The following is a 25,880-nucleotide window of genomic DNA, read 5'->3' as shown; positions in this document are numbered from 1 at the left end:
TAGACTGATTGTTTTTAGCAGGCCCATTGCTTATAAAATAATAGATAAAGTACCGGGGAGGAATGAACATGTTCAAGAAAATTGCTGTCGCGGTAGACGGTTCCGATTTCAGTAAAAAGGCGTTGAATGCCGCCATTGTGCTCGGAAAAGAACAGAAGGCTGCGCTAAGCGTCATCCATGTTGTGCACAGCGTGCAAACCCGCTATACGGCGGGAGAAGTGGCGCTGTCTGTCGCCGAATTCAATCGGGCGATCCGGCAGGAAGGGGAGGAACTGCTCAGCCGGTCGAAAACGAACGCAGAAGACGCAGGCATCCATTGTACAACACAGCTTTTAACCGGTGATGTGGCACAGTCCATTGTTCAGTATGCCGCGGAAAACGGGGTCAACCTTATCGTAGTTGGCAGCCACGGCCGCGGCATGGCAAAAGAAATCCTGCTCGGCAGCGTCAGCCACAAAGTAGCCCAGCTAGCTAAATGCCCGGTTCTCATCGTTAAATAAGTCGCAGAAAGTTGAAACAAAGCGGTTTCTTTCATCCAGTGTGAAAAGAGGCCGTTTTTTTTGTACATAAAAAGTAAGTGGATAAAGATGGAACGGTATTTTGTTGGGTGCGTATTAATATTGGGGGATGTAATTACGTTTTTCTCAAGGGGGATGCAAGGGAGGTTTGACATGATTTTACCTCAAGCGCCGATTTATATTGACGGTCAACCCGTAATCACCACATATTATCTGCAAAATGGCTATTTAATGGTACCAGCCCTATTCTTTAAATACACTGGTGTTTTCGTGGATTGGAATGTTGAGAACCAATCTGTGGTCTTAAAGAGAAATAATATGATACTTACTTTACCATCAGGAAAAAAATATGCCGATTACTATGTGAAAGATATGTGGCAGCGTGATCTTCTTCCGACAATCACCACTAATTTTCCTGACGGTACATATATCCCGCTGCAATATGTATCTGAAAAACTAGGGATGACCGTATCATATCATTTTAAACAATCCAGAACCTATATCGTTACGAATACTCCACCATCCAGCATACCCAGGATTTATTATAATGGAGATCCAAGTAAGAAAAGGGTTGCTCTAACATTTGATGATGGCCCGGATAATTTTTATACTCCTCAGATTTTGGACATTCTCAACGACAATGGAGTTACGGCTACATTCTTTGTTGTGGGAAAACAGGTAAAGCTATTTCCCCAAGTATTAAAACGGATTCTACAGGAAGGGCATGAGATAGGTAACCATAGTTGGAGCCATCCTGAATTACCTAAGCTTACAACTACTCAAGTCATACAAGAAGTCCAAAAGGCAGAGTTGGAGATTGATTCAATTACAGGACGTAAAACGGTTCTATTTCGGCCGCCTTTTGGTTTGTTTACGAATGCAGATCTTCGCACAATTGATGATTTAGGTCATCAAATCATCATGTGGTCAGTTGATACACTTGATTGGCAGGGAATATCAGAGGAGGAGATTTTATCGATCGTAAAAAGAGATGTGTCGCCGGGAGCCATCATTCTACAGCATGCACTCTTAACCGCACCACGTATATTAGATGGAACGGTAAAGGCACTGCCTGGTATCATTGATTATTTGCGTAAGAGAGGATACACATTTGTAACGGTTCATACGCTTATAGAAGGGGATTGACATATTGTGGGTGGGTAATATGAATTTGAAAGGCATCTAAGATTCAATCGAAAAAAATGATTATGCATCCCGTACGAGTCTGCTTTTTCCTTTATCACCCATACTCCATTTCTTGTCAACGTATCGCGTTACTGATACAATAAAAATTTAGAGAGTAGCTTCGCCCAATTTACGGGCGGCAATTGGAAGGAGAATTCCGATGCTGGGATTAATCAAAAAAATGATTGGAGACACTAACGAGCGCGATGTGAAGAAATACGCGAAGCGCGTTGAGAAAATTAACGTATTAGAGCCTTCAATCCAGGCGTTAAGCGATGACGAACTGCGCAATAAGACGGATGAGTTTAAAGAAAGACTGGCAAAGGGTGAAACCCTTGACGATATTTTGCATGAAGCATTTGCTGTATGCCGTGAAGCTTCGCGGCGTGTAACGGGAATGCGTCACTATGATGTACAACTCATTGGGGGCATGGCTCTTCATGATGGGAGAATTGCGGAAATGCGGACAGGGGAAGGGAAAACGCTTGTTGCCACTCTGCCTGTATACCTGAATGCTCTTGCCGGTCAAGGCGTGCATGTGATTACCGTCAACGAATACCTGGCGGCTCGTGACGCGGAAGAAATGGGGCAAATCTATAATTTCCTCGGCCTCAGCTGTGCCGTGAATTTAAACCGGATGTCCCCGGATGAAAAACGTGAGGCTTATGCAGCCGACATCACGTATGGAACAAACAATGAATTTGGCTTTGACTACCTGCGCGATAACATGGTTCTCTACAAAGAGCAGATGGTGCAGCGCGACCTGAATTACTGTATTGTCGACGAGGTCGATAGTATTTTAATCGACGAAGCGCGTACTCCTCTCATTATATCCGGTGAGGCGGAGAAATCAACCGAACTCTATTATGTAGCGGCCCGTTTCGTTACGCGTTTGAAAGAAGAGGAAGATTATACGATTGACCTGAAAGCCAACTCGGTTGCTTTGACCGAAGAAGGGGTTAACAAGGTCGAACAAGCATTTAATATTGATAACCTGTATGATTCAGAACATATCCTGTTGAACCATCACATTAACACGGCGTTAAAAGCCCGCGTGCTCATGAAAATTGATGTGGATTATGTCGTGGACAACGGGGAAATCATTATCGTCGATGAATTCACCGGCCGCCTAATGCAGGGACGCCGTTACAGCGATGGCCTTCACCAGGCGATTGAAGCGAAAGAAGGGCTTGTCGTTCAGAATGAAAGCATGACGCTCGCCACCATTACGCTGCAGAACTACTTCCGGATGTATAAGAAACTGGGCGGGATGACCGGTACAGCCAAGACGGAAGAAGAAGAATTTAAGAAAATATACGGCCTCGAAGTCGTCGCCATTCCGACGAACAAACCCGTCATCCGGGAAGACAAGCCGGATGCGATCTATAAATCCGAAAAAGGAAAATATAACGCGGTTGTCGAGGATATTATCAAGCACCATAAAGAAGGCCGGCCTGTCCTTGTCGGTACGACTTCTATTGAAAAATCAGAATTGATTTCAAACATGCTGCGTAAAAAAGGCATTCCACATCACGTGCTGAATGCGAAGCATCATGCCCGTGAAGCGGAAATTGTTGCAGCAGCCGGACAAAAAGGGGCCGTAACGATTGCGACCAACATGGCCGGCCGTGGGACGGATATTAAACTTGGTGAAGGTGTTGCCGAACTCGGCGGACTTCATATTATAGGTACAGAGCGCCACGAAAGCCGACGGATTGATAACCAGCTTCGCGGACGTGCCGGACGCCAGGGGGACCCGGGTTCTTCCCAGTTCTTTATTTCCCTGCAGGATGAACTGATGCGCAAGTTCGGTTCGGAAAACATCATGGGAATGCTGGACAGGCTGGGGATGGAAGAAGATGTGCCGATTGAAAGCAAAATGGTATCGCGAGCGATTGAATCTTCCCAAAAACGCGTGGAAGGCGCCAACTTTGACATGCGCCGCGTTGTCCTCCAGTATGATGACGTGATGAACCAGCAGCGTACCGTGATTTACAAGCAGCGCCGTGAAGTGCTGGAAACGGAATCCCTGCGTGATGCGGTAATCGGCATGATTATGTCACACGTTGAACGCCTGGTTACTATTCATTGTCCGGATGAAGTTGTACAGGAAGAGTGGGATTTGGAATCCCTGATCGATCACTGCAACGGATCGTTCCTGTACGAGGGGCAGCTTACCACGAAGGACATCTGGGGTAAAGACCGCGAAGAAATCATGGAGATTTTCCGTGAGCTTGTGGAACGCCTGTACGCCGAGCGTGAACAGGAGATTGGCGAGGAGAACATCCGCGAATTTGAAAAGGTCGTTGTGCTGCGTGCTGTAGACAGCAAGTGGATGGATCACATTGATGCCATGGATCAATTCCGTCAGGGGATTCACCTGCGTGCGTACGGTCAAACCGATCCGCTCCGTGAGTACCAGATGGAAGGCTTTGAAATGTTTAACGAAATGATCGCCACGATTGAAGAAGAAGTCGCAACGTACATTATGAAAGCTCAGGTTGGCAATAATCTCGAACGTCAGGAAGTGGCGAAAGGCCAGGCGGTCATGCCGGCTTCGGATGAGCCTGCGCCGAAAAAACCCGTTCGCCGCAGCGAGCCGAAGATGGGCCGCAATGATCCGTGTTACTGCGGAAGCGGTAAAAAATATAAGAACTGCCATGGACTACAGGAGGGATAATCATGTCTGTTACGTCTTTGACAGAAGTAAAGCAGCTTATGACGACAATCGGAACGCGATTGGATGAAATCAGGGGGTCTCTTTGACCTTCCTAATAAGGAAAAACAAATTGCGGCTTTAGAAGAGAAGATGGCCGCGCCGAATTTCTGGGATGACAATGATACAGCGCAGAAAGTGATCGCCGAAGTGAACGCTTTGAAGCAGGCGGTGGACACTTTCAGTGGGCTTCATTCTTCCTATGAAGATATTCAGGTTCTCATGGAACTGGCTGCGGAAGAAGGCGATGAATCGCTTGTTCCCGACATTATGGAGTCCACACAGAATCTTAACAGGCAGCTGTCGGAATACGAACTGCAGCTTCTGCTCAGCCAGCCGTATGACCGGCGCAACGCGATTCTTGAGCTGCACCCGGGCGCGGGCGGCACGGAATCGCAGGACTGGGCGGAAATGCTTTTACGCATGTATACCCGCTGGGCGGAAAAACAGGGTTTTAAAGTGGAGACCCTTGATTATTTGCCGGGCGATGAGGCGGGCGTTAAAAGTGTAACGCTGCTGATTAAGGGGCATAATGCGTATGGATATCTTAAAGCGGAAAAAGGGGTGCACCGCCTTGTGCGAATTTCTCCTTTTGATGCGTCAGGCCGCCGTCACACGTCGTTTGTGTCGTGCGATGTCATGCCAGAGATTGACGATGACATTGAAATCGAAATTCGCCCCGACGAATTAAAAATCGATACGTACCGATCCAGCGGAGCGGGCGGCCAGCATATTAATACAACCGACTCGGCTGTCCGTATCACCCATGTGCCGACAGGGGTTGTTGTTACGTGCCAGACGGAGCGGTCCCAGATTCAAAACCGGGAGCGGGCGATGAAGATGCTAAAATCAAAGCTCTATGAGAGAAAAATTAAAGAGCAAGAAGAAGAGGCGGCGAAACTGCGCGGGGAACAAAAAGAAATTGGCTGGGGCAGCCAGATTCGTTCCTATGTATTCCACCCGTACAGCATGGTGAAGGATCACCGGACAGGTGAAGAAACCGGAAATGTTCAGGCTGTAATGGACGGAGACATCACGCCCTTTATCGACGCGTATTTGCGTCAGCAGTTAAACGACTAACTTGCAGCTGAGTTGAGTTGATTACCGGGGCTGACCGTGTTGAGCCAGCTACGCCTCTGTATAAACCAGCCAGAAAACACACTATATTACAAGAAATTGGGTAAAATGTATGCAGCAGAGAAGAACGGAGTCCTCCGCTATCCCTTCCTCTCAAACGGATAAATGGATAGAATTCATTCGGCAGTATGTACCGACCAGGAACGGGCGATGCTTATGTGTGTTGTAAACCAAAATCAGATTGCCCGCTTAAAGAACGTCTTGAAGCGAATAGATCCCGAAGCGTTTGTCATTGTAAGCGATACGAACGAGGTGCTTGGGGAAGGCTTTAGGCGCTATTAGCCGCATAAAAATTTTAGATAAAATGTTATAAAGTTCCCTTCTCTGTTCATACTAAGTGCGAATACGCAGAGGAGGTTTTTTTATGAAAAAGTGGATAATTTACATATCATCCCTGCTGCTTACACTTGCGCTTGCAGCCGGGTGTGGAACGGCCAATAAAAATGCTCAACAAGGGAACACCACAGGCGGGGCCGGTGGTGGAACAACCGGTGGGACTTCAGGTGCTAACAAAGGAACGGCCGGGGGCAATACTGCCGGTGGCACAACGGCTGCGGCGAACGCGCAGAAGATGTATCAGGCCCATTGTATCGTTTGCCACGGGCAAAACCTTGAAGGCGGCGTAGGGCCAGCCCTCGCAAAAATTGGTAGCCAGTTGTCACGAGATCAAATCCGGAACCGAATCATTAATGGCGGCGGCGGAATGCCGGCCCACCTCGTCAGTGATGCGGATGCAAAGGTGCTCGCCGATTGGCTAGTAACGAAAAAATAAAAAGGCAAGGGCTGACAAAAGTCACCCTTGCCTTTTTATTTTTTAAAAGATTCGCTTACCTTAAGTCTTCGATTTCTTTAAGCCATCCTTCTATAATTTCGTAGGTTCCATCCTTGGTTGCCTTTTCGTTTAGATATTGGATATCAATACGCTCCTTATGTGAGTAAAACAAACGGAATGCCCATTCACAGTCGTTTTCCGATTTCCAAAACTTACAGGCGCGTAGCCGGTCACAAATAATATCTTCGATTCCTATGACATTTACATACCGCCCGTTCCCGATATTTAGTTTTGTAATACGGTTGTAGTCACCGTCTAGCCAGTTATCGGGAATTTCAACCACAAGCCCAAGTTCACCGTTAAGCCAGTCTTTCCCTTGCTGCTTAAATCCTAGTTGCAATAAGACACTATTTGCTTTATCCCGGCCGTCCATAACAAAGTCAATGTCTTCGGTTACATAGCTGTTACGGGTGTACAGCTCGACAGAGAAACCGCCTACAATAATTAGATCAATATTGTCCTGCTTTAGAATTTCGGTAAGAATTGCAGAGAACAAAAGCATTTTCTCAGTTTTGGCCTTTCCTTTTAATCCCTCAACCTCTTTTTTATACTTCTCCATCGATAACATAATCCATCTCCCTGTCGCTGATATATTTTACCTTACCTTCTCTTACCGCTCGCAGCCACTTCTCCCGGCAAATAATGTCCAAACATCTCTTTTCATCTTCATCCCGTGGGCGAATCCTTACTTTACGCGTACCGCTTCTAAAGCGTGTATACGCCAATTCATTGACTTCTTTCTGCTTTCGATCGATATCTCTAAAAAAGTCTTCCATCTGAAATTCCCGCACAATAACCACCTTCCCTATTACTAGGTTTTGTATTTATTGTACTCAACCGAATTGATTCTTTAAACCAATTTCCATTCAATTTTAGTAGTACGTGTCGTCATTCAAAAAAAGTAATTGAATTAATATACTATACAATGTATAATAATTCATAAATTACAAGGTCGCTTACAAGCAGGAGGAAACACGGTGAACATTTCAATCATAGGAGCCACCGGTTACAGCGGGGTCGAACTGATTCGCCTGTTATTGCAGCACCCCGAGGCTCGTATTTCAGCCGTTTATTCAAATTCACAGGCCGGGAATTCCATGCAGGCTATTTATCCGCATCTGCAGTATGTTTTTACGGAGGATCTTCATGAAATCAATGTTGAGGAAATTCAGTGCACTGCAGACGTTGTATTTATTGCTACACCATCGGGCGTAAGCGGTCAGCTTATCCCGAAATTAATGAATGATTCATTAAAAGTCATTGACTTATCTGGAGATTTGCGATTGGCAACTACTGATGTATACAAAACATGGTACCGAAAAGAACCCGCTCCGCAGGAATATCTGGATCAAGCGGTTTATGGCTTGTCCGAATGGATGGCCGATGCGATTCAACAGGCGCAGGTCATTGCAAACCCGGGATGTTTTCCGACGGCAGCGCTGCTGAGTTTGCTTCCGCTTTTGCAGGCGGGGATCATCGAGGAAACGTCCATTATTATCGACGCCAAATCAGGGGTAACGGGTGCGGGTCGCTCGGTCACACTCGGCAGTCACTTTTGCGAAGTGAACGAAAGTATCTCCGCTTACAAAGTGGCAATACACCAGCATACACCGGAGATTGAACAAATTCTGACGAAGCTCACCGGCAAAGAAGCAATCATTTCGTTTACGCCGCACTTGGTGCCGATGAATCGTGGGATTCTCACGACAAGCTACGCAGCTCTGACAGCGGGGGCAACAGAAGGCCGGGTGGCGGATGCTTTCAATCAGGCGTACGAAGGAAAGCCGTTTGTGCGCCTGCGCCAGCCAGGTTCTTACCCGAAAACAAAAGAAGTGTACGGGTCGAATTACTGCGATATCGCCTGGCATATCGATCAGCGAACGGGCCGCATTATTGTACTGTCGGTCATCGATAATGTGGTGAAAGGGGCTGCCGGCCAGGCGGTTCAGAATATGAATCTTATGTTTGGATTACCGGAAACAACGGGTCTGAATTTCACCCCTGTTTTCCCGTAAAACTTGGCAAGCGCCAAGCTGAAGGCACAGGCGATTGCCTTAGGTGCCTTTTGAAGATAAGAAAGCCGAAGAAGGTGGAACGGTGGGAAAAAAAGTAGTCATTAAATGCGGGGGCAGTACACTCGACCAACTGCCTGACTCGTTTTATCAGGATATTGCGGCTCTTAAGCAGAGCGGTATTGACCCCGTCATTGTCCACGGTGGGGGGCCGGCGATTTCCGGTACGCTTAAGCAAATGGGAATCGAACCCCATTTTATCGACGGGCTCCGCGTGACAGATGCCGAAACACTGAAAGTCGCCCAGATGGTGTTGATCGGCCAGACAAACAAACAGGTTGTCGGCCGCATCCAGCAAGCCGGCGGCTGTGCGGTCGGCATAAGCGGAATTGACGGAGCGACGATGGTGGTAAAGCAGGGACCGGAACACCTTGGGTTTGTCGGGGTGATAGAAACCATTCAGCCCCATGTGATTCAAGCGCTTAGCGAAGCGGGATGCATCCCTGTGTTAGCCCCGATCGGCATCGACACAGCCGGCCAGTTCTACAATGTGAACGCGGATACGATGGCCGGTGCGGTGGCGGGAGCTCTCGGTGTTCAGCAGCTTGTGATGGTCACGGATGTTCCCGGTGTTATGAAGGAAGCGGATGGAAGGCCGCAGGTGCTTCCCGAGTTAACCAAAACGCAAATTGAAGCTTTCATCGCCGACGGGGTTATCTACGGCGGCATGATACCAAAAGTAAAGGCTGCGCTTGATGCGCTCGGCCAAGATGTGGAAGAAGTTTTAATCGTCGATGGATATGAGCCCGGAATTCTCCTTAAAGCTGCGGGCGGGGAGCCTGCCGGGACAAAAATTATAAAAGAAAGAAAGGCGATGTTCGGATGAGCAGCTTATTTCCAAATTACGGGCGCTGGCCGATTCGCATTGTACGCGGGGAAGGCAATTACCTGTATGACGAATCCGGTAAAAAATATCTTGATCTGATTGCGGGTATTGCGGTCACTTCGCTCGGTAACGTTCCTCCTAAAGTGAAAGAAAAAGTACAGGAACAGCTCAACACGCTCTGGCACTGCTCGAACCTGTTTGAAATTCCGGTGCAGGAGAAGCTGGCGGAAAAGCTTGTTTCCTTAACCTGCGGCGATCGCGCCTTTTTCTGTAACAGCGGTGCGGAAGCGAATGAGGCAGCCATTAAGCTCGCGCGAAAATATACGCAAAAGATACTGAATGAACCGCGGTATGAGGTGATTACCTTTACGCAATCGTTTCACGGCCGGACGCTGGCCACTCTTACCGCCACAGGCCAGGCGAAAGTGAAAGAGGGATTTGACCCGCTGCCCGAAGGATTTGTTACTGTCCCTTATAACGACAGCCGCGCGTTACAAGACGCGATATCGGATAAAACGTGCGCGATTATGCTGGAGATGATTCAGGGGGAAGGCGGTGTCAATCCGGCTGACCCGGAATTTGTCGAGCAGATAAAAACACTCTGTGCGAAACACAATCTGCTGCTTATTGTCGATGAAGTCCAGACAGGCATCGGCCGCACCGGTAAATGGTTTGCCTACCAGCATTACGATATAGAGCCTGATATCATTACGATGGCGAAAGGATTGGGGAGCGGGTTCCCGATCGGCGCTATTGTCGGAAAAGAAAAACTTGTTGAAGCATTCGGGCCTGGCAGTCATGGTACCACATTCGGAGGCAATCCGCTGGCCTCATCCGCTGCGCTTGCTACCCTCGAAACGTTGGAAGAAGACGGATACGTGGCACAGGTTCACGGCTTGGGTGTTTATTTTAAAGAAAAGCTTGAAGCGCTTGCCGCTGCAAACCCGACTATCGTTAAGGTGCGCGGCAAAGGGCTGATGATTGGAATGGAAATGACGGGAGAAGTGGCAGGCATCATTGAGCAGATGAGAGCGGAAAGTATTTTGATGCTGCAGGCAGGTCCGAACGTGCTGCGGATTCTTCCGCCTTTTACGATAAAAAAAGAAGAAATTGACCGTGCGGTTGACGTACTCGAAAATGTGCTCAACCGGATGAAAGAGCCGGTTGCGAACGAATAAAGAGTCCGGCACCAGCTGCTCCCGAAGCAGCAGCGGCCGACCGGTATCGGCTGTGTGCCGAAAAGCCGGCGAAGAATCAGCGAGATAGGAAAAGGAGTGGCTGAGATGAAAGGATATCTTGTGTTAAGTACGGGCGATATTTTCGAGGGAGAATGGTTTGGCGATACACGTATCTGTACGGGAGAGGTCGTATTTAATACAGGAATGACCGGTTATCAAGAGGTTCTCTCCGATCCCTCTTACGCTGGACAGATTGTTACGTTTACGTATCCGCTCATCGGAAACTATGGCATTAATGATATGGATTATGAAAGCATCAAACCGGCGTGCAGAGCGCTGATTGTAGGCACACTGTGCCAGGAACCGAGCCATTATCAGGCGGACCGTTCACTGGCGGATATCGCCCGCCAGTTCGGCATCGGAGGGTTGTCCGGTGTGGATACGCGCGCGATTACTCAAATTGTGCGTACCCGGGGTGAAGTCTACGGACTGTTAACGACGGACAAACAGGCGGCATGCCCGGCGCAGCCGCTTCGTGGTCTTGTCCGGGAGGTATCCGTAAAGGAGAAGCAGGAGTATGGAAAAGACGCATCGGGTCCGCATATTATGCTGATTGATTACGGCTATAAGAAAAATATTCTTCTTCAATTGCTTGCACTCGGTTGCCGGGTAACGGTTGTTCCTTATCATGTAACGAGCAGTGAAGCAGCCGCACTGAACCCGGACGGGGTTTTTCTCTCAAATGGACCGGGGGACCCCAAAGAGCTGCAGCCTCACTTAAAAGAGTTGCAAATGATTATTGAAAGGTACCCGACGATGGGCATTTGCCTCGGCCACCAGCTGATTTCACTGATTTACGGCTGCGATACCGAGCGCCTTCCATACGGCCATCGCGGAAGCAACCATCCGGTGAAAAATCTTGAAACAGGTAAGGTTTATATCACTTCACAAAACCATGGGTATGTTGTTAAAACGAATGAATTGGAAAATACCCCATTAATTCAGACGTTTCGCAATGTCAACGACGGATCGTGTGAAGGCGTGCGCCATAAGTATTTGCCGATTTCATCCGTGCAGTTTCACCCGGAAGCCCATCCGGGACCGGAGGATACGCATTATTTGTTTGAACAATTCGTACAACAATGTGAGTTAACAGGAGAGAAAAGCTATGCCTAAACGACCAGAGATAAAAAAAGTGCTTGTACTCGGTTCCGGTCCGATCGTGATTGGCCAGGCCGCCGAATTCGATTACGCAGGGGCACAAGCGTGCCTTGCCCTTCGTGAAGAGGGAGTCGAGGTCATTCTCGTCAACAACAACCCGGCCACAATTATGACGGATGAGGAAGTGGCGGATCGCATCTATATGGAGCCGCTGACGCTAGCGTCGGTCGAAAAAATTATCGACAAAGAGCGTCCGGATGGCGTACTTCCCACGCTGGGCGGCCAGACAGGGCTCAATCTTGCGGTGGAACTCTCCGAGGCAGGCGTTCTCTCCAAATATGGTGTGGAACTGCTGGGAACACCGCTGGATACGATCATCAAAGGCGAGGATCGCGAACAGTTCAAACAAATGATGAAAGAAATCGGTGAGCCCGTTGCGGAAAGCAAAACCGTTCAGACAGTGGAAGATGCGGTTGAATTTGCGGCAAGCATCGGGTATCCGGTTATCGTTCGTCCGGCCTATACGCTTGGCGGTGCCGGGGGTGGCATCGCCAATACGGAGGAAGAACTGCAGGCGGTTGCCCGGAGAGGACTGGCTGCCAGTCCGATTCAGCAGGTTCTCATTGAACGCAGTGTCAAAGGGTGGAAAGAAATTGAGTATGAAGTGATGCGCGACGCGAATGATACGTGCATTATCGTCTGTAATATGGAGAACTTCGATCCGGTGGGCATCCATACCGGGGATTCCATCGTGTTTGCCCCTTCCCAGACGTTAACGGACCGCCAGTATCAAATGCTGCGTTCGGTTTCCTGCAAGGTGATTCGCTCGCTCGGTGTTGTCGGCGGCTGTAACATTCAGTTTGCGCTTGATCCGCAGAGTGAACAGTATTATTTGATTGAGGTCAATCCACGGGTGAGCCGTTCCTCCGCGCTGGCTTCGAAAGCGACGGGTTATCCAATTGCACGAACGGCGGCTAAGCTGGCGCTCGGCTACCATCTCGATGAAGTGATTAATCCGATCACAGGGTATACGTACGCGAGTTTTGAGCCCGCGATCGATTACATTGTGGCGAAAATTCCGCGCTGGCCGTTTGATAAATTTCCTCACGCCGACCGGATGCTTGGCACACAGATGAAAGCAACGGGGGAAGTCATGTCGATTGACCGCACGCTCGAAGGCGCGCTCCTGAAAGGCATTCGTTCGCTTGAAATCGGCGTGCATCATGTGGAGCTTTCGTATGTAAAAGAGGCAAGCGCACAAGAGATAGATGAGGCGCTGACGGACGCAACGGATCTTCGGATTTTTTACATTGCTGAAGCGCTGCGCCGCGGAATGGACATCGAAGAACTCCATGAGAAAACGCAGGTAGACCGCTTTTTCCTCCGTGCCCTGCAGCGTATCGTCAAACTTGAAAATCAGCTGAAGGAAGCCCGCTGGCGCAATCTGGACCGCGAACTCCTGCAGGAAGCCAAGCTGTACGGTTTTGCGGACAGTACGATTGCCAGCCTGTGCGGGGTAAGTTTTGAAGAAGTGCGGGCGCGCTTGAAAGAATGGCAGCTGCGTCCGGCATATAAGCTGGTTGATACATGCGCCGCCGAGTTTGTTGCCGCCACGCCGTATTATTACTCAACCTGGCAGGGGAGCGATGAAGTGCCGGTAGAGGAAAAAACGCAGAAAGTTCTCGTTTTAGGTTCCGGCCCGATCCGGATCGGGCAGGGGATTGAATTTGATTATTGTTCCGTCCATGCCGCGAAAGCGTTACGCAAACAGGGTGTATCTGCGGTCGTTATCAACAACAATCCGGAAACGGTATCCACCGATTACAATACAGCCGACCAGCTTTATTTTGAGCCGCTCGCGCTTGAGGACGTACTCAATGTCATCGAGAAAGAACAAGTCGATGGCGTGATGGTCCAGTTCGGGGGTCAGACAGCGGTGAACCTTGCGGAAAAACTGAAAAAAGCTGGCGTACGAATCTATGGTACGTCTGTAGAAGCGATTGATATGGTGGAAGACCGTGAACTTTTCTACCAAATGCTGCGTAAGCTTAACATCCCGCATATCCCGGGTGAGGGGGTCAACAGCCAGCAGGGGGCACACCTTGTCGCAGAAGAAATCGGGTATCCGGTACTCATTCGCCCGTCTTATGTCATCGGCGGCCGCGGAATGGTTGTATTAAACAACCCGGAAGAACTCGACCAATATTTTGCTGACTGGAATCGTTACACTTCATCGGGCGCGTTATTCCCGCTGCTTATCGATAAATACGTTTCAGGAATGGAAGTTGAAGTCGACGCGATATGCGACGGGGAAGACATCCTTATCCCGGGCATTTTCCAGCATATCGAACGAGCCGGGGTCCACTCCGGTGACAGCATGGCCATTTTCCCGTCGCCAAATCTGAACGAGGCGCAGTGTGAAGAGATTGCCCGATACGCGGCCCTCATTGCTAACGAAATGAAAGCGTGCGGGCTGATTAATATCCAGCTTGTGATCGACAAGCAGGGAACGATTTACGTGCTGGAAGTCAATCCGCGCGCGTCCCGGACTGTACCGATCGTCAGCAAAGTAACCGGTGTGCCGATGGTAGCCCTCGCAACACGCGCCCAGCTTGGGGGAAAACTCGCGGATATGGGATTCGGCACTGGCCTTATGCCGCGCATTGATTTCTACGCGGTAAAAGGTCCGGTCTTTTCCACGATTAAACTCAATGGAGTCGACCCGGCGTTAGGGCCGGAAATGAAGTCGACAGGGGAAGTTATCGGCCTTTCCTATTCAGTAGAGGAAGCTATCGGCAAAGCGATTGGCTGGAAGGAAGGTGTTTGCGACTGGCTTGCGCCGGGCGATGCAATCTTGCTGTCGCTATCCGAACAGGATAAGCAGGATTTTATTCCGTATCTTCCCGCCCTGAAAGAATTAAAGCTGCAGATTATTGCTACGCCCGGAACAGCAGCCCTGCTGCAGTCGAGCGGTGTAGAAGTAAAGGAAATCGTAGAGACGGAAGAAATGGTTAAGCAGCTTTGCGCAAAATATCCGGTTAAAGCGTTTGTGAACACGCCGACCCTTGGCAATAAACGCGGGCGCTTAGGTTTTGCCCTCCGGCAGCTTGCGCTTACACTTGCCATCCCTTGCTTTACATTTCTCGATACGTTTGCTTCGTATTTGGCCGTACATGGACATCAAGCAGGAGATGCCATAGATTTAGGGGAGTACCTTGCAGGAGAGAAAAGGAAGGAGTTAGTCCAATGATTGCTACACAACCTTTAAAGGAAAGAGACTTTCTTTGTCTCTCTGATTATACAAAAGAAGAATTGCTTTATTTATTAGATCTTGCCGCCAAGCTTAAGAGTGAACAGAAGCAGGGAATTCCCCATCCGCACCTGGCAGGGAAAACGCTTGGGCTGATTTTTGAGAAAGCATCCACGAGAACGAGGGTTTCTTTTGAAGTGGGAATGTACCAGCTGGGAGGATCAGCGCTTTTCCTGAGCGGTAAGGATCTGCAAATCGGCCGCGGCGAGCCGGTGCCTGACACAGCCCGTGTGCTGTCCCGCTACCTGGATGGCATCATGATCCGGACATTTTCCCATGAGATGGTGGAAGAGCTGGCAGAGTATGCCTCGATTCCAATCATTAACGGCCTGACCGACAAGCAGCATCCATGCCAGGTGATGGCCGATTTCCAGACGATTATCGAGCAGAAGGGCAAGCTGGAGGGCCTGAAGATCGCTTACATCGGGGACGGCAACAACATGGCCCACTCTCTTATGATCGGTGCCGCTAAAGTAGGCATGCATGTAGCGGTCGGTGCGCCGGAAGGTTACCTGCCGGCAGACGATGTTACAGAGATGACACGCCGGTTTGCGGCGGAGAGCGGAAGCGAAGTCCTTGTGACAACCGACCCGTATGAAGCGGTGGTGGATGCCGACATTATCTATACCGATGTATGGGCCAGTATGGGGCAAGAAGAAGAACAGCAGGAGCGAGTGGCTAAATTTGCCGGCTTCCAGGTGAACGAAGACCTTGTGCGGGCGGCTAAGCCAGACTATCTATTCTTCCACTGCCTCCCGGCGCACCGTGGGGAAGAAGTTTCCGCCGGGGTGATCGACGGCGCGCACTCCTTTATCTTTGACCAGGCGGAAAATCGGCTGCACGCGCAGAAAGCGATTCTTGTAGCGACAATGGCATAGAAAGATATCGAAAAGTATAGAAAGACAATGGAATAAAAAGACGCCGGCTTAAGAATATGATGTCATAGAAAAACGAAATCCCCGTCTACAGCAGACGCGGGATTTTTTTTTGTCTCCAGTTTCTTAGCCTAAAGTTGTTTCCCTTTTTGTGCAATGATATAATCAGTCTTAGATAAATGAAAGGCTGTTATATCAACGAATTTAGACAATAATAATCATTCGATATTCTCATTGTATTATCATCTTGTTTTGGTCGTCAAATTCGTAGAAAAGCAATGGATGACACCCTATCTGACTAGGCAAAAGATATGTTTGTTCGGAGAAGTTGTCTCTTTCCGAACGAGTATTTCAATGCGAATGCGGGATTGTGATAGACAGGGATTGGAATGCTTCGATCAATAAAACCGGTTGAAATGAGGAGAGTTGAAGGAGAATTGAGGCATCCAATACCAGATATCGGGCTTGACATATTCCGGACACATTCCTGCGCTACAATATCAAATGCTGCAAAACAATTCCATTTTCCAAGGAGGAAATAACCAATGAATAAGAAACTCGCTGCCTTTGCAGTCGTTGCTTCTTTATCTGTATTTTCATCCGCTGTATATGCAGCTTCCAATGATTCGTCGGCAACGGCTGCACCTGCCGCACCTGCCGCAAGCACAACCACAACAGTGAAAGCCCAGGATCCGGCTGTCCAGAGTTTAAAGGACCAGCTTAAAAATTTCCAACAACAGAAAAAAACGTTGAATGCTCAATTGAAAGATGAAACGTCCCAGATTAAAGCGAAGGTGAAATCGCTTCGGTCCGCCGCTAATCCGCAGTATAAAGCGCTGACGCAAAGCGTAAAAACGCTGCGCGACCAGCATAAGAACATTACGGCTGAAATGAAAAAGCTCAACCAGAGCCAGAAAGAACAGGTTCAAGCCTTCCGTACGGCGAAAAAGAATAAGGATGTTCCCGGCGAAACCGCTGCGCTTACCAAACTGATTACGATTAAGCAAGATATGATCACCCAAAAGCAGGCGCTTTTGCAGGTGAAAAAAAATATTCTGGATGCACTGAATCAGGGAAATCCGTCTGTACAAAAATAAATATTGACAGGCAAAAATAAAATTCAACTGCACGATTTCACAAATCCTCGGCGTTTAAGCCGGGGATTTGCTATAGTATCAGTATCGCAGAGAAAAGTTAATTTGTTCGTTAGCAAAGGAGCGTCCGTATGTCGCGTATTCTTGTTGTAGAAGATGAGTTTCCGATCGCCCGCCTTCTGGAAGTGTATTTAAAAAATGCCGGGTATAGTGTTTTCCTCGCCTCCAACGGGGAAGATGCGATCCGGGCTTTTCAGGAGTGCAAGCCTGACCTCGTGCTGCTTGATCTTATGCTTCCTGACAAAGAGGGGTGGGAGATCCTTGACGTCATTCGCAAACAAAGCAGCTGTCCCGTCATTATTTTAACCGCCCGCGGTGAGGTAAAAGACCGTCTTTACGGTTTTAAGCACGGCGCCGATGATTACATAGCCAAACCGTTTGACCCGGAAGAAGTGGTGGCCAGAGTCCAGGCTGTACTTCGCCGGCCGATCCACCTTGTAGAATCCGAGCAGGTTCAGCTTGGCAGTCTAGTTATTGATTTTACGGCGCGCCAGGCGCTGTGCGGGGGACAAGCCGTCTCCATTACACCGCGCGATTGGGAGCTCCTCTCTTTTTTGGCACGCCATCCTAATCAGGGTTTTAGCCGGGAACAGCTACTTGACCGCGTGTGGGGGATGGATTATGAAGGGGGAGACCGTGCGGTAGATGTCGCGATTAAGCGATTGCGTAAATGTCTGCGTAATTGGCCTGCCGAAGAAGGCGAGATTGTCACACTTCGTGGAGTGGGGTATATGCTGCGTGTGGTATAAAAAATTTAAAAAACAATCGGCAAATTCGGCCCCTCTGCTGCGCGTTTGGACGATGCAGTATGCTGTTATGCTGCTTGCCGCCATCGTTATTATTGTTTTATTTATCGGTATGTGGGTGCGCACGAATGCATATGAACAAAGTTTTCAGCTTTTGCAGCTGCGTGCGGAACAGCAGTCTGAGACATATGAGCGGTTGTTTGAGGAAAACAAACCCTTTACTGGACTTCACGGAATTAAATCAATTAGAATTCCCCACCTCGTTATTATGCAGGTAGTGGGTGTATCGGGCGCCACGGAGATGATTATTTCCAAGATTGCAGTGCCTTTTGAATTGGAGAACATTCCTGCGTCTTACAAAAAAGTGCTGGCCGGTAAGAACGTCCGGGAAAAAATTAATGTGGGAGGGCAAACGTGGCTGCGTGTGGGCGTGCCTATTTATCATAATAACACCGTCCAAAAAGCCCTTTACTTAAGCATGCCTGCGATGAGTACGTCGCTCCAGCTGCGCCGCCAATTCTCTTTATTAGGCGTATTTAGCGCGATCATTGCGCTGCTTGGCTGGCTAGTCATTTATTTTCTTTCCCGCCGCCTCACCCGTCCGCTGCGCGAGCTTGCCCAGGCCGCCCGTCAGGTGGCCGAGGGTGAATATCATCCATCGCTTCCGGAAGGGCCTTTAAAAGAGGAGGAACTGCAGCAGGTTGTCCATTCGTTTCGCGATATGGCTTCCCGCCTTGAACAGCTTGAACGACTGCGCAGTGATTTACTGGCCGGGGTTTCCCATGAACTGCGAACGCCTGTGACCTCGATTCGCGGAATGATTCAGGCGGTCCAGAGCGGGGTCGTGGCCGATAAGGAGGCGGATGAATTTCTTGCGATTTCGCTTGACGAAGCGAAACGGTTGCAGCGTATGGTCGAAGATTTACTGGAATTCTCCTCGCTTGAAGCTGGAGCGGCAGCCACATCGGCTGAATACAAGCCTGTTAATATTACCGAACTTATCTCTGGTGTCATCCGCCAGCTTAAATCGCTCGACGATTTCTCCGATATACATTTCCAGATGAATGCTAACCATGATGAGGGACATCAAGTGGAGAATGAAGATATATGGGTAATGGGCGACGCAGGGCGCCTCCGGCAAATTCTTATGAATTTGCTTACAAACAGCCGGGATGCCGGAGCTGAACAGATTACTATTAATACCCAAATAAACGAAGAGAAAAGGCAGATTATCATAGACGTGTTCGATAACGGAAAGGGCATATCGGAACACGAAAAGCCGTATATTTTCGAACGGTTTTATCGGGGCCATAAGGATCGGATAAGCGGGCACGGATTAGGATTGGGCCTGCCGCTCAGCCGCCTGCTTGCCCGGGCGCACGGAGGGGATTTGCTGCTGCTTCACACATCAAGTAAAGGAACCGTTTTCAGACTAATCCTGCCCTCTTAAAAATTCCTTTGTCCATCTTTTCCTTTGCTTCTATAATGGAAGTAATGATTCGAAATAATCTTCGAATAATTTTTGCTACTCCAATAGGGAGAGGATGGGCGGAATGGTGAAAAGAGTATCACAGCAAACAATGGATGCAAGGAAAGTACCGGTTCATCTGCTGCGGCTGATGACGCAGCCCGAGGAATTCGCGTGTGAGACCACCCGGGAGGTTGAGCCGCTGCGGGAAGGGATTATCGGGCAGGACCGCGCCGTGAAAGCGATGGATTTCGGATTGAAGGTCCGGCAGTCTGGCTATAATTTATTTCTGGTTGGGCCTTCGGGCACCGGCAAAACCACATATGCCCGGACGAAAATCAGGGAGATAGCCAATAGTAAGCCGGTGCCGCTTGACTGGTGCTACGTTTATAATTTTGACCGGCCTGACTGCCCAAATGTACTATCCTTTCCAGCCGGGACGGTTCGTATCTTTGAAGGTCAGATAGATGAACTTCTGCGCGATGTGGAACGGGAAGTGCGCAAAGTGTTCGCAGGAGACGACTATGAAAAACACCGCCGCTTTGTTATTCAAAACTATGAAAATAAAGCAAAGGACATATGGAAGCAAGTAGAGGATCACGCGAGAGAATTGAATTTTTCACTCGAACGGATGCCCCAGGGTGAAATTGTAACCGTTCCTCTGCAATTCGGCAAACCGCTCAGCAAGGAAGAATACAACCAGCTTTCCGAATCGCTAAAAAAAGAGATTGCCGAGAAAGGCAAGCAGATTGAGAATGAAGTCAGCGAGATCAGTCGGCAGATACAGCTTATTGAAAAGGAAATGGAGCAGGAGATTGCCCAATTGAATAAAGATTCGGCCCGTTATGCCGTTCACCACCTTTTCCTGCCGCTGCTCGAGAACTATACGGATGAAAAAATTCAGCGTTATTTATATGCGTATGAAACAGATTTAATAGAGAATTATCACTTCTTTAAGGAAGCAGAAGATAATGAAAAGAGCCAGATGGCACAATTGCTGCAGGGAACTCCTAATAATCTGACCCGGTATAAAGTAAATGTGTTTGTTGATAATAAGGAGCTGCGCGGCGCCCCCGCGATTATTGAAAATAACCCAACGTATTACAATATGTTTGGCAAAATCGAGTACAAAGGATCTTTCGGGACGATGATGACCGATTTTACCATGATTAAGCCGGGCGCTTTGCATCTTGCCAATGGCGGGTATTTGATTCTGCAGGCCGGTGAACTTCTCAGCAATCCGCTGTCCTGGAATGTTTTAAAGCGAACGTTAAAAACAGGGCGCATACGCATCGAAAATATTCCGGAAGAACGCGGACTTGTCGCTTCGGCAGGGCTAAAGCCTGAGCCGATTCCGCTCAATATAAAGGTTGTCCTGATTGGAACGCCGGACTTGTATGAATTGTTATCAGAATTGGATGAAGACTTTCACAAGCTATTTAAAGTGAAAGTAGAATTTGATACAGAAATGAACAAGAATTCGGCCCACTATCAGAAATTCGCCGCGTTTGTCCGCAATTACTGCGATGAACAAGGCTTGCTTCCCTTCAGCCGTTCCGCGCTCGCTGCGCTGATTGACTATAGTTCGCGGCTTGTCGGGGATCAGCGTAAACTTTCTACAAGATTTCATGAAATGACCCGCCTGTTAGTAGAAGCAAGCTATTGGGCGGAAGAAGCCGGTGTGGCTATCGTTGATGCCGGGCATGTAAGGCAGGCGCTTGATGAACAGGAATATAGATCAAATCGTGTGGATGAAAAACTCCGTTCGCTCATTGAAGAGGGAACGATTATGGTAGATGTAACCGGAGAAAAAGTCGGGCAAATTAATGGGCTTGCTGTGCTACAGATTGGCAATTACGCTTTCGGCCAGCCCCACCGGATCACGGCACAGACGTTTACAGGCCGCCAGGGGATTATCAACATTGAGCGTGAAACAGCACTCAGCGGCCAGATCCACCACAAAGGTTTGCTCATTTTAAGCGGATATCTTGCCGGTCTGTTTGCGCAGGATAAGCCATTGCCCCTATCGGCAAGCCTTACGTTTGAGCAGACGTACAGCATGATCGATGGAGATAGCGCGTCAAGCACGGAATTATACGCTTTGCTTTCCTCGCTTTCTGACATTCCGATTAAACAGGCGATTGCCGTTACCGGTTCGGTGAACCAGTGGGGTGAAATCCAACCAATCGGGGGCGTGAACGAAAAAATAGAGGGCTTTTTCGCTGTTTGTGAGGCCGTCGGGCTAACAGGCGAACAGGGGGTTATCATTCCCCGCCAGAATGTGAAGAACTTAATGCTGCGCCAGGAAGTGGTCGACGCGGTTAAACAGGGCTTTTTCCATATCTGGCAGGTGAGCACCATCGAAGAAGGTATCGAAATTCTAACGGGGGTAGTTGCGGGAGACCGGGATGAATTCGGAGGTTTTCCCGACGATACGCTGTTTGGTCGGGTGAATGCGCGACTTGAACGGATGTCTGATGGCGCGAACAAAATCGAAGAAGTAATTGATGCCAAAAGGTAGTGAATCGTTTGACAATAAAGAACTAAATAAATTTGTATTGCATTTTTATAAATCTGAGTGCATAATATTGCATAAAGGTTATCGTATTTAACGAAGGGAAGGGTTCTACTAATGGCAAAAGAAAAAATTATTCTGGCATATTCCGGTGGTTTAGATACATCTGTAGCTATCAAATGGTTGCAGGAGAAATACAATTATGATGTGATTGCGGTTGCGCTTGATGTGGGGGAAGGTAAGGATCTTGACTTCATTCGTGATAAAGCGCTGCAGGTTGGAGCCGTTAAGTCCTATGTTGTGGATGCGAAGGAATTGTTCGCGAATGAATTTGTGCTTCCGGCCCTGAAAGCAAATGCCATGTATGAAGGAAAATATCCGCTTGTCTCCGCGCTTTCCCGCCCGCTTATCTCTAAAGTTCTTGTGGACATTGCGGCGGAAGAAGGTGCTGTAGCCATTGCGCATGGCTGCACCGGAAAAGGGAATGACCAGGTTCGTTTCGATGTTTCCATCACCGCACTTAACCCTGATTTAAAAATCGTGGCGCCTGTACGTGAATGGGGAATGAGCCGCGATGAAGAAATTCAATATGCTGCCGAACATAATATTCCGATTCCGATTGATTTGGATAATCCATACAGCATTGACATGAATCTGTGGGGCCGTTCCTGCGAGTGCGGGGTACTGGAAAATCCGTGGAACGAGCCGCCGGCCGGCGCTTATCACCTGACGGCTGAACTGGCCGATACACCGGATACACCGGAAGAAATCGAAATTGAATTCATTCAGGGAAAACCGGTCGCGTTAAACGGAACGACCATGGCGTTGAGCGAACTTATTCTTGAGCTCAATAAAATTGCCGGCAAACATGGGGTAGGCCGCATCGACCACGTAGAAAACCGCCTTGTTGGAATTAAATCACGTGAAGTGTATGAAGCCCCGGGTGCGATGACATTAATCCTTGCCCACCGCGAGCTTGAATTCTTAACACAGCCGCGCGAAGTTGCCCAGTTTAAACCGATTATTGAGCATAAAGTATCCCAGGTTATCTACGAAGCTCTGTGGTTCTCGCCGATTATGGACGCATTGAAAGCCTTTGTTGAAGAGACCCAGAAGTTCGTAACCGGTACGGTGCGCGTTAAGCTGTTCAAAGGCCATGCGATCGTAGTCGGCAGAAAATCGGCATCATCTCTATACGATGAAAAGCTTGCCACATACAGCACAGAGGACACATTTGACCATAATGCGGCCCTTGGCTTCATCAAGCTGTACGGTATGCCAACGAAAGTGTTTGTTCAGGTCAATAAAGACCAACTGGATAACACTCCGAAAGCCGTGGTGATCGATAAGAAAGAAGCTGTGACCCAATGAAACTGTGGGGCGGTAGATTTACGAAAGCAACAGATAAGCTTGTAGAGGAATACACAGCATCCATTTCCTTTGATCAGCAGCTTTGGAAAGAAGATATTATCGGCAGCCTCGCCCATGTTGCTATGCTCGGAAAATGCGGAATTATTAAGGAAGAAGAAGCCTCAGCCATTACAGAAGGTCTGAAAAAAGTAGCGGCCGTTATTGAAGCGGGGGAAGCTGAGTTTACCATTTCCAATGAAGATGTTCATATGAACATCGAAAAAATGCTGATCGAACAAATCGGACCGGTCGGCGGCAAACTGCATACAGGCAGAAGCCGTAATGACCAGGTTGCCCTTGATATGCACCTGTATCTGCGGGCGCGGGTCGTAGAGCTGATTGATTTAACCGTGAAGGTACAGGAAGCGCTGCTTGAGCAGGCAAAAGACAATACGGACACGATTCTTCCGGGGTATACCCACCTGCAGCGTGCCCAGCCAGTCCTGTTTGCCCACCATTTGATGGCGTACTACTCGATGCTGCAGCGGGATGTTGAACGCCTGATGGACAGCTGGAAACGCATCAACATTTTTCCGCTCGGCGCGGGTGCGCTAGCTGGTACCACGTTTCCGATTGACCGGGAGTACGTCGCGGAACGCCTTGCATTTGATGCAGTTTACACAAACAGCATGGATGCGGTGAGCGACCGTGATTTCATTATTGAATTTTTATCGAATGCGTCTCTTTTAATGGCCCATTTGTCACGCCTCTGTGAAGAATTTATACTGTGGATGAGCAACGAGTTTGGCTTTGTTGAATTGGACGACGCTTTCTGTACGGGGTCCAGTATTATGCCGCAGAAGAAAAACCCGGATGTAGCGGAACTTGTGCGCGGAAAAACGGGACGGGTCTACGGAAACCTGATGGGAATGCTGACAGTACTTAAAGGTCTGCCTCTTGCTTATAACAAAGATATGCAGGAAGATAAAGAAGGGATGTTCGACACGGTGGCGACGCTCCATGGCGCCCTGTCCCTGTTTGCGCCGATGATTCGCACGATGAAGGTACGAAAAGAAAAAATGCGCCAGGCCGTGGCTGAGGATTTTTCCAATGCTACCGACCTTGCGGACTACCTTGTTAATAAGGGAATGCCATTCCGCCAGGCGCATGAAGTGGTCGGCAAGACGGTTCTCTATTGTATTGAGTGGGGGAAATACCTGCTGGATTTGACGCTGGAAGAATATAAGCAGTTCTCTGAACTCTTCGGTGATGATATCTATGCCGCCCTTGACCCGCAGCAGGTGGTCAACGCCCGTAACGTTCTCGGTGGAACGGCGAAAAATCAGGTAGAAAAGCAAATCGCCTCTGCGTTTGATGCCGTCCAGCAAAACCAGGAATGGGTGCAGGCACATTATAAGAGAATAGACGTTTCTTTACGCTAAAAATAAGATAGCCATTTAATCATCTTCGCCAATAGGCGGGGATGTTTTTTTTGTTCCAACGTAAAACTGTAGAAGTGATGTGGCGATGAGTGGTGTGGCGATGGAATGGACCAACTGACTCGATTTTTACATTGGGGTCAAACCGCCTATTTTTTGAATTAGAGTATTTAACAAAATTAAGCCCAGCGGTGATATGTCAAGGGGATGATTTATGCAAATTGGAAAATGATTATGTGATCGTCTTGTTTTTCTCTAAATAAGACAACATCAAAGAAGACCTACACAATATCAAAATTTTCTAAACAAACTTTGATAAGGTAGGTTTACATTTCTGGGAAAAGGTTGAAGGCGGGTTTTTACTCTCTCCTTTCAGGGGGTGTGTACAGTTGCTTGGTATGCAGTAGTGTGTATGCCAGCCGTACCAGTTTTCTTGCGGTAAGGACGAGAGCTCCTTTGTGTTGATGCTTAGGAACTTCACTATACTTCTTTTGGTAAAACGCTTTGTATTCGGAATGCTTCCTTACGGAATCAGCTGCCTGAACGAGATAGTACCGAAGGTACTTATTTCCTGTACGTATTCGGCTGGTCTCTTCGGCCTCAAATTCACCTGACTGGTGCTGGTTCCAAACCAGACCGGCATATTTTGCTAATGCGTGATGACTCTTGAATCTTTTGATGTCTCCGATTTCGGCAATGATGCCTGCTGCATAAACAGGCCCAATTCCTTTTACTGATTCAAGAGTCTGAGGAATTGTTTTTAACAACTTGTCAATGGCTTTATCTAACTTTTTGACTTCGGATTCCATATACTTAATCACGTTAAGCGTGGTAGCCAAGGATAAATTGACAGGTTCCACCATCGCTTTATTTAGGCGATAGGAAGAGCGGGCGATTTTCTGTAGAAACTTTGCTCTTTCTTCTGGATTTTCAAATCGATTCTTTCCTTTTTCATTCAGAAAAGAAATGAGCTCTTCTAAAGGCATCGCTGTGATTTGTTCTGGTTCCAATTCCTGAATCACAGCCAGGCCTGTATTTCCAAACGGATTAGAGAAAGGATTATCCTGCCGCAATCCGTTTCTTAGGAAGAGAATCGTATCCTTTTTTAAAACGAGCCACTTTGCTTGCATTTATGACGTAAATTTTGACTTTATAGTTTGGGTGAACGACATCCAGTTGCTCTTTTAGGTAATGAGCCAAATGCCAACCTAAATTCGAAGTAGCCTCCATCCCGATTTGAAGGAGTTGGCTATTTATTTTCTCAGCTTGCTCGATCATCTTTTGAATGAGGGTATCGGCCCCTTGCTGATCGTTAGAAACCGAGAATGAAGCGATTGAAGTTCCATCCTCAGCCATGAATTGTACATGGTGAGAACGAAGACTTACGTCAATACCAAT

Annotated in this window: 20 protein-coding genes and 3 pseudogenes; 20 read left to right on the top strand and 3 right to left on the bottom strand. The window is 48.3% G+C overall.

Features of this window, described 5'->3' with window-relative positions:
- Positions 1 to 68: 68 nt before the first annotated feature.
- From H525_RS0110035 to H525_RS0110010, 6 genes and pseudogenes are all read left to right on the top strand, one after another.
- Complete coding sequence (locus tag H525_RS0110035; RefSeq protein WP_027416099.1) at positions 69 to 500, top strand: universal stress protein; 432 nt, start codon at positions 69 to 71, stop codon at positions 498 to 500.
- Positions 501 to 671: 171 nt separating this feature from the next.
- Entirely contained in the window at positions 672 to 1,664 is a 993-nt protein-coding gene (locus H525_RS0110030) for a polysaccharide deacetylase family protein (RefSeq protein ID WP_027416098.1), read from the top strand.
- A 199-nt stretch (positions 1,665 to 1,863) separates the two neighbouring features.
- Entirely contained in the window at positions 1,864 to 4,383 is a 2,520-nt protein-coding gene (gene secA, locus H525_RS0110025; RefSeq protein WP_027416097.1) for a preprotein translocase subunit SecA, read from the top strand.
- A gap of 2 nt (positions 4,384 to 4,385) precedes the next feature.
- A protein-coding gene (gene prfB / locus H525_RS0110020; protein ID WP_155837224.1) for a peptide chain release factor 2 occupies positions 4,386 to 5,499 on the top strand; the annotation gives its coding sequence in 2 pieces (ribosomal slippage) (positions 4,386 to 4,466 and positions 4,468 to 5,499; 1,113 coding nt in all).
- A 189-nt stretch (positions 5,500 to 5,688) separates the two neighbouring features.
- A pseudogene (locus H525_RS26245) lies at positions 5,689 to 5,838 on the top strand (YitT family protein); the annotation flags it as partial.
- Positions 5,839 to 5,920: 82 nt separating this feature from the next.
- On the top strand, positions 5,921 to 6,328 hold the full coding sequence (locus tag H525_RS0110010; protein WP_027416095.1) for a c-type cytochrome: 408 nt from the start codon (positions 5,921 to 5,923) through the stop codon (positions 6,326 to 6,328).
- A 55-nt stretch (positions 6,329 to 6,383) separates the two neighbouring features.
- Here the strand turns inward: H525_RS0110010 and H525_RS0110005 are convergent, their stop codons facing one another.
- Entirely contained in the window at positions 6,384 to 6,956 is a 573-nt protein-coding gene (locus tag H525_RS0110005) for a DUF6036 family nucleotidyltransferase (protein ID WP_027416094.1), read from the bottom strand.
- Positions 6,934 to 7,179: a hypothetical protein gene (locus H525_RS0110000; protein ID WP_051330948.1), complete on the bottom strand. Its 246-nt coding sequence runs from the start codon at positions 7,177 to 7,179 to the stop codon at positions 6,934 to 6,936. The genes H525_RS0110005 and H525_RS0110000 overlap by 23 nt, the downstream gene beginning before the upstream one ends.
- A gap of 186 nt (positions 7,180 to 7,365) precedes the next feature.
- Between H525_RS0110000 and argC the strand changes: the two genes are divergently transcribed.
- The 14 genes and pseudogenes from argC (at position 7,366) to argH (ending at position 24,485) form a co-directional block, all read left to right on the top strand.
- Positions 7,366 to 8,403 carry an N-acetyl-gamma-glutamyl-phosphate reductase gene (argC, locus tag H525_RS0109995; RefSeq protein WP_027416092.1) on the top strand — a complete coding sequence of 346 codons (1,038 nt, stop codon included), beginning with the start codon at positions 7,366 to 7,368 and terminating at the stop codon, positions 8,401 to 8,403.
- A 43-nt stretch (positions 8,404 to 8,446) separates the two neighbouring features.
- The gene (argB, locus tag H525_RS23565) at positions 8,447 to 9,286 is read left to right on the top strand and encodes an acetylglutamate kinase (protein WP_245590449.1); all 840 of its coding nucleotides are present in this window, start codon (positions 8,447 to 8,449) and stop codon (positions 9,284 to 9,286) included.
- Positions 9,283 to 10,464, top strand: a complete 1,182-nt coding sequence (locus tag H525_RS0109985; RefSeq protein ID WP_027416091.1) for an acetylornithine transaminase — start codon at positions 9,283 to 9,285, stop codon at positions 10,462 to 10,464. The genes argB and H525_RS0109985 overlap by 4 nt, the downstream gene beginning before the upstream one ends.
- A 105-nt stretch (positions 10,465 to 10,569) precedes the next feature.
- Positions 10,570 to 11,640: a carbamoyl phosphate synthase small subunit gene (locus tag H525_RS0109980; RefSeq protein WP_035100597.1), complete on the top strand. Its 1,071-nt coding sequence runs from the start codon at positions 10,570 to 10,572 to the stop codon at positions 11,638 to 11,640.
- Positions 11,633 to 14,875, top strand: coding sequence for a carbamoyl-phosphate synthase (glutamine-hydrolyzing) large subunit (gene carB, locus H525_RS0109975; protein WP_027416089.1), 3,243 nt, complete (start codon positions 11,633 to 11,635; stop codon positions 14,873 to 14,875). The genes H525_RS0109980 and carB overlap by 8 nt, the downstream gene beginning before the upstream one ends.
- Positions 14,872 to 15,813: an ornithine carbamoyltransferase gene (argF, locus tag H525_RS0109970; protein ID WP_027416088.1), complete on the top strand. Its 942-nt coding sequence runs from the start codon at positions 14,872 to 14,874 to the stop codon at positions 15,811 to 15,813. Before carB ends, argF begins: the two co-directional genes overlap by 4 nt.
- A 189-nt stretch (positions 15,814 to 16,002) precedes the next feature.
- A pseudogene (locus H525_RS26240) lies at positions 16,003 to 16,109 on the top strand (IS200/IS605 family transposase); the annotation flags it as partial.
- Between the two features lie 29 nt (positions 16,110 to 16,138).
- On the top strand, positions 16,139 to 16,225 hold the full coding sequence (locus H525_RS26235) for a transposase (RefSeq protein WP_245590451.1): 87 nt from the start codon (positions 16,139 to 16,141) through the stop codon (positions 16,223 to 16,225).
- 130 nt (positions 16,226 to 16,355) lie between these two features.
- On the top strand, positions 16,356 to 16,907 hold the full coding sequence (locus H525_RS0109965) for a hypothetical protein (protein ID WP_027416087.1): 552 nt from the start codon (positions 16,356 to 16,358) through the stop codon (positions 16,905 to 16,907).
- A gap of 128 nt (positions 16,908 to 17,035) precedes the next feature.
- Complete coding sequence (locus H525_RS0109960) at positions 17,036 to 17,713, top strand: response regulator transcription factor (protein ID WP_027416086.1); 678 nt, start codon at positions 17,036 to 17,038, stop codon at positions 17,711 to 17,713.
- Positions 17,703 to 19,160 carry a sensor histidine kinase gene (locus H525_RS0109955; RefSeq protein WP_051330947.1) on the top strand — a complete coding sequence of 486 codons (1,458 nt, stop codon included), beginning with the start codon at positions 17,703 to 17,705 and terminating at the stop codon, positions 19,158 to 19,160. Before H525_RS0109960 ends, H525_RS0109955 begins: the two co-directional genes overlap by 11 nt.
- Before the next feature lie 103 nt (positions 19,161 to 19,263).
- Positions 19,264 to 21,699 (top strand): ATP-binding protein, encoded by a 2,436-nt coding sequence (locus tag H525_RS0109950; protein ID WP_027416084.1) that lies wholly within the window; start codon positions 19,264 to 19,266, stop codon positions 21,697 to 21,699.
- Between the two features lie 111 nt (positions 21,700 to 21,810).
- Positions 21,811 to 23,064 (top strand): argininosuccinate synthase, encoded by a 1,254-nt coding sequence (locus H525_RS0109945; protein ID WP_027416083.1) that lies wholly within the window; start codon positions 21,811 to 21,813, stop codon positions 23,062 to 23,064.
- On the top strand, positions 23,061 to 24,485 hold the full coding sequence (gene argH / locus H525_RS0109940; protein ID WP_027416082.1) for an argininosuccinate lyase: 1,425 nt from the start codon (positions 23,061 to 23,063) through the stop codon (positions 24,483 to 24,485). The genes H525_RS0109945 and argH overlap by 4 nt, the downstream gene beginning before the upstream one ends.
- Before the next feature lie 356 nt (positions 24,486 to 24,841).
- On the opposite strand, the pseudogene H525_RS23560 reads toward argH, so the two are convergent.
- A pseudogene (locus H525_RS23560) lies at positions 24,842 to 25,880 on the bottom strand (IS110 family RNA-guided transposase).

It is taken from the genome of Aneurinibacillus terranovensis DSM 18919, assembly GCF_000430625.1.
GTDB classification, from domain to species: domain Bacteria; phylum Bacillota; class Bacilli; order Aneurinibacillales; family Aneurinibacillaceae; genus Aneurinibacillus_B; species Aneurinibacillus_B terranovensis.
The sequence above is the reverse complement of the archived record's forward strand: the minus strand, read 5'-3'. Positions and strand labels throughout refer to the sequence as shown.

Excerpts from the sequence above, each read along its gene's own strand:
- H525_RS0110035 (WP_027416099.1), top strand. The coding sequence starts at position 69 with ATGTTCAAGAAAATTGCTGTCGCGGTAGACGGTTCCGATTTCAGTAAA.
- H525_RS0109965 (WP_027416087.1), top strand. The coding sequence starts at position 16,356 with ATGAATAAGAAACTCGCTGCCTTTGCAGTCGTTGCTTCTTTATCTGTA.
- H525_RS0109950 (WP_027416084.1), top strand. The coding sequence starts at position 19,264 with ATGGTGAAAAGAGTATCACAGCAAACAATGGATGCAAGGAAAGTACCG.
- H525_RS0110010 (WP_027416095.1), top strand. The coding sequence starts at position 5,921 with ATGAAAAAGTGGATAATTTACATATCATCCCTGCTGCTTACACTTGCG.
- secA (WP_027416097.1), top strand. The coding sequence starts at position 1,864 with ATGCTGGGATTAATCAAAAAAATGATTGGAGACACTAACGAGCGCGAT.
- H525_RS0110005 (WP_027416094.1), bottom strand. The coding sequence starts at position 6,956 with ATGTTATCGATGGAGAAGTATAAAAAAGAGGTTGAGGGATTAAAAGGA.
- argH (WP_027416082.1), top strand. The coding sequence starts at position 23,061 with ATGAAACTGTGGGGCGGTAGATTTACGAAAGCAACAGATAAGCTTGTA.
- argF (WP_027416088.1), top strand. The coding sequence starts at position 14,872 with ATGATTGCTACACAACCTTTAAAGGAAAGAGACTTTCTTTGTCTCTCT.
- H525_RS0109985 (WP_027416091.1), top strand. The coding sequence starts at position 9,283 with ATGAGCAGCTTATTTCCAAATTACGGGCGCTGGCCGATTCGCATTGTA.
- H525_RS0109945 (WP_027416083.1), top strand. The coding sequence starts at position 21,811 with ATGGCAAAAGAAAAAATTATTCTGGCATATTCCGGTGGTTTAGATACA.
- H525_RS0110030 (WP_027416098.1), top strand. The coding sequence starts at position 672 with ATGATTTTACCTCAAGCGCCGATTTATATTGACGGTCAACCCGTAATC.
- carB (WP_027416089.1), top strand. The coding sequence starts at position 11,633 with ATGCCTAAACGACCAGAGATAAAAAAAGTGCTTGTACTCGGTTCCGGT.
- H525_RS0109960 (WP_027416086.1), top strand. The coding sequence starts at position 17,036 with ATGTCGCGTATTCTTGTTGTAGAAGATGAGTTTCCGATCGCCCGCCTT.
- H525_RS0109980 (WP_035100597.1), top strand. The coding sequence starts at position 10,570 with ATGAAAGGATATCTTGTGTTAAGTACGGGCGATATTTTCGAGGGAGAA.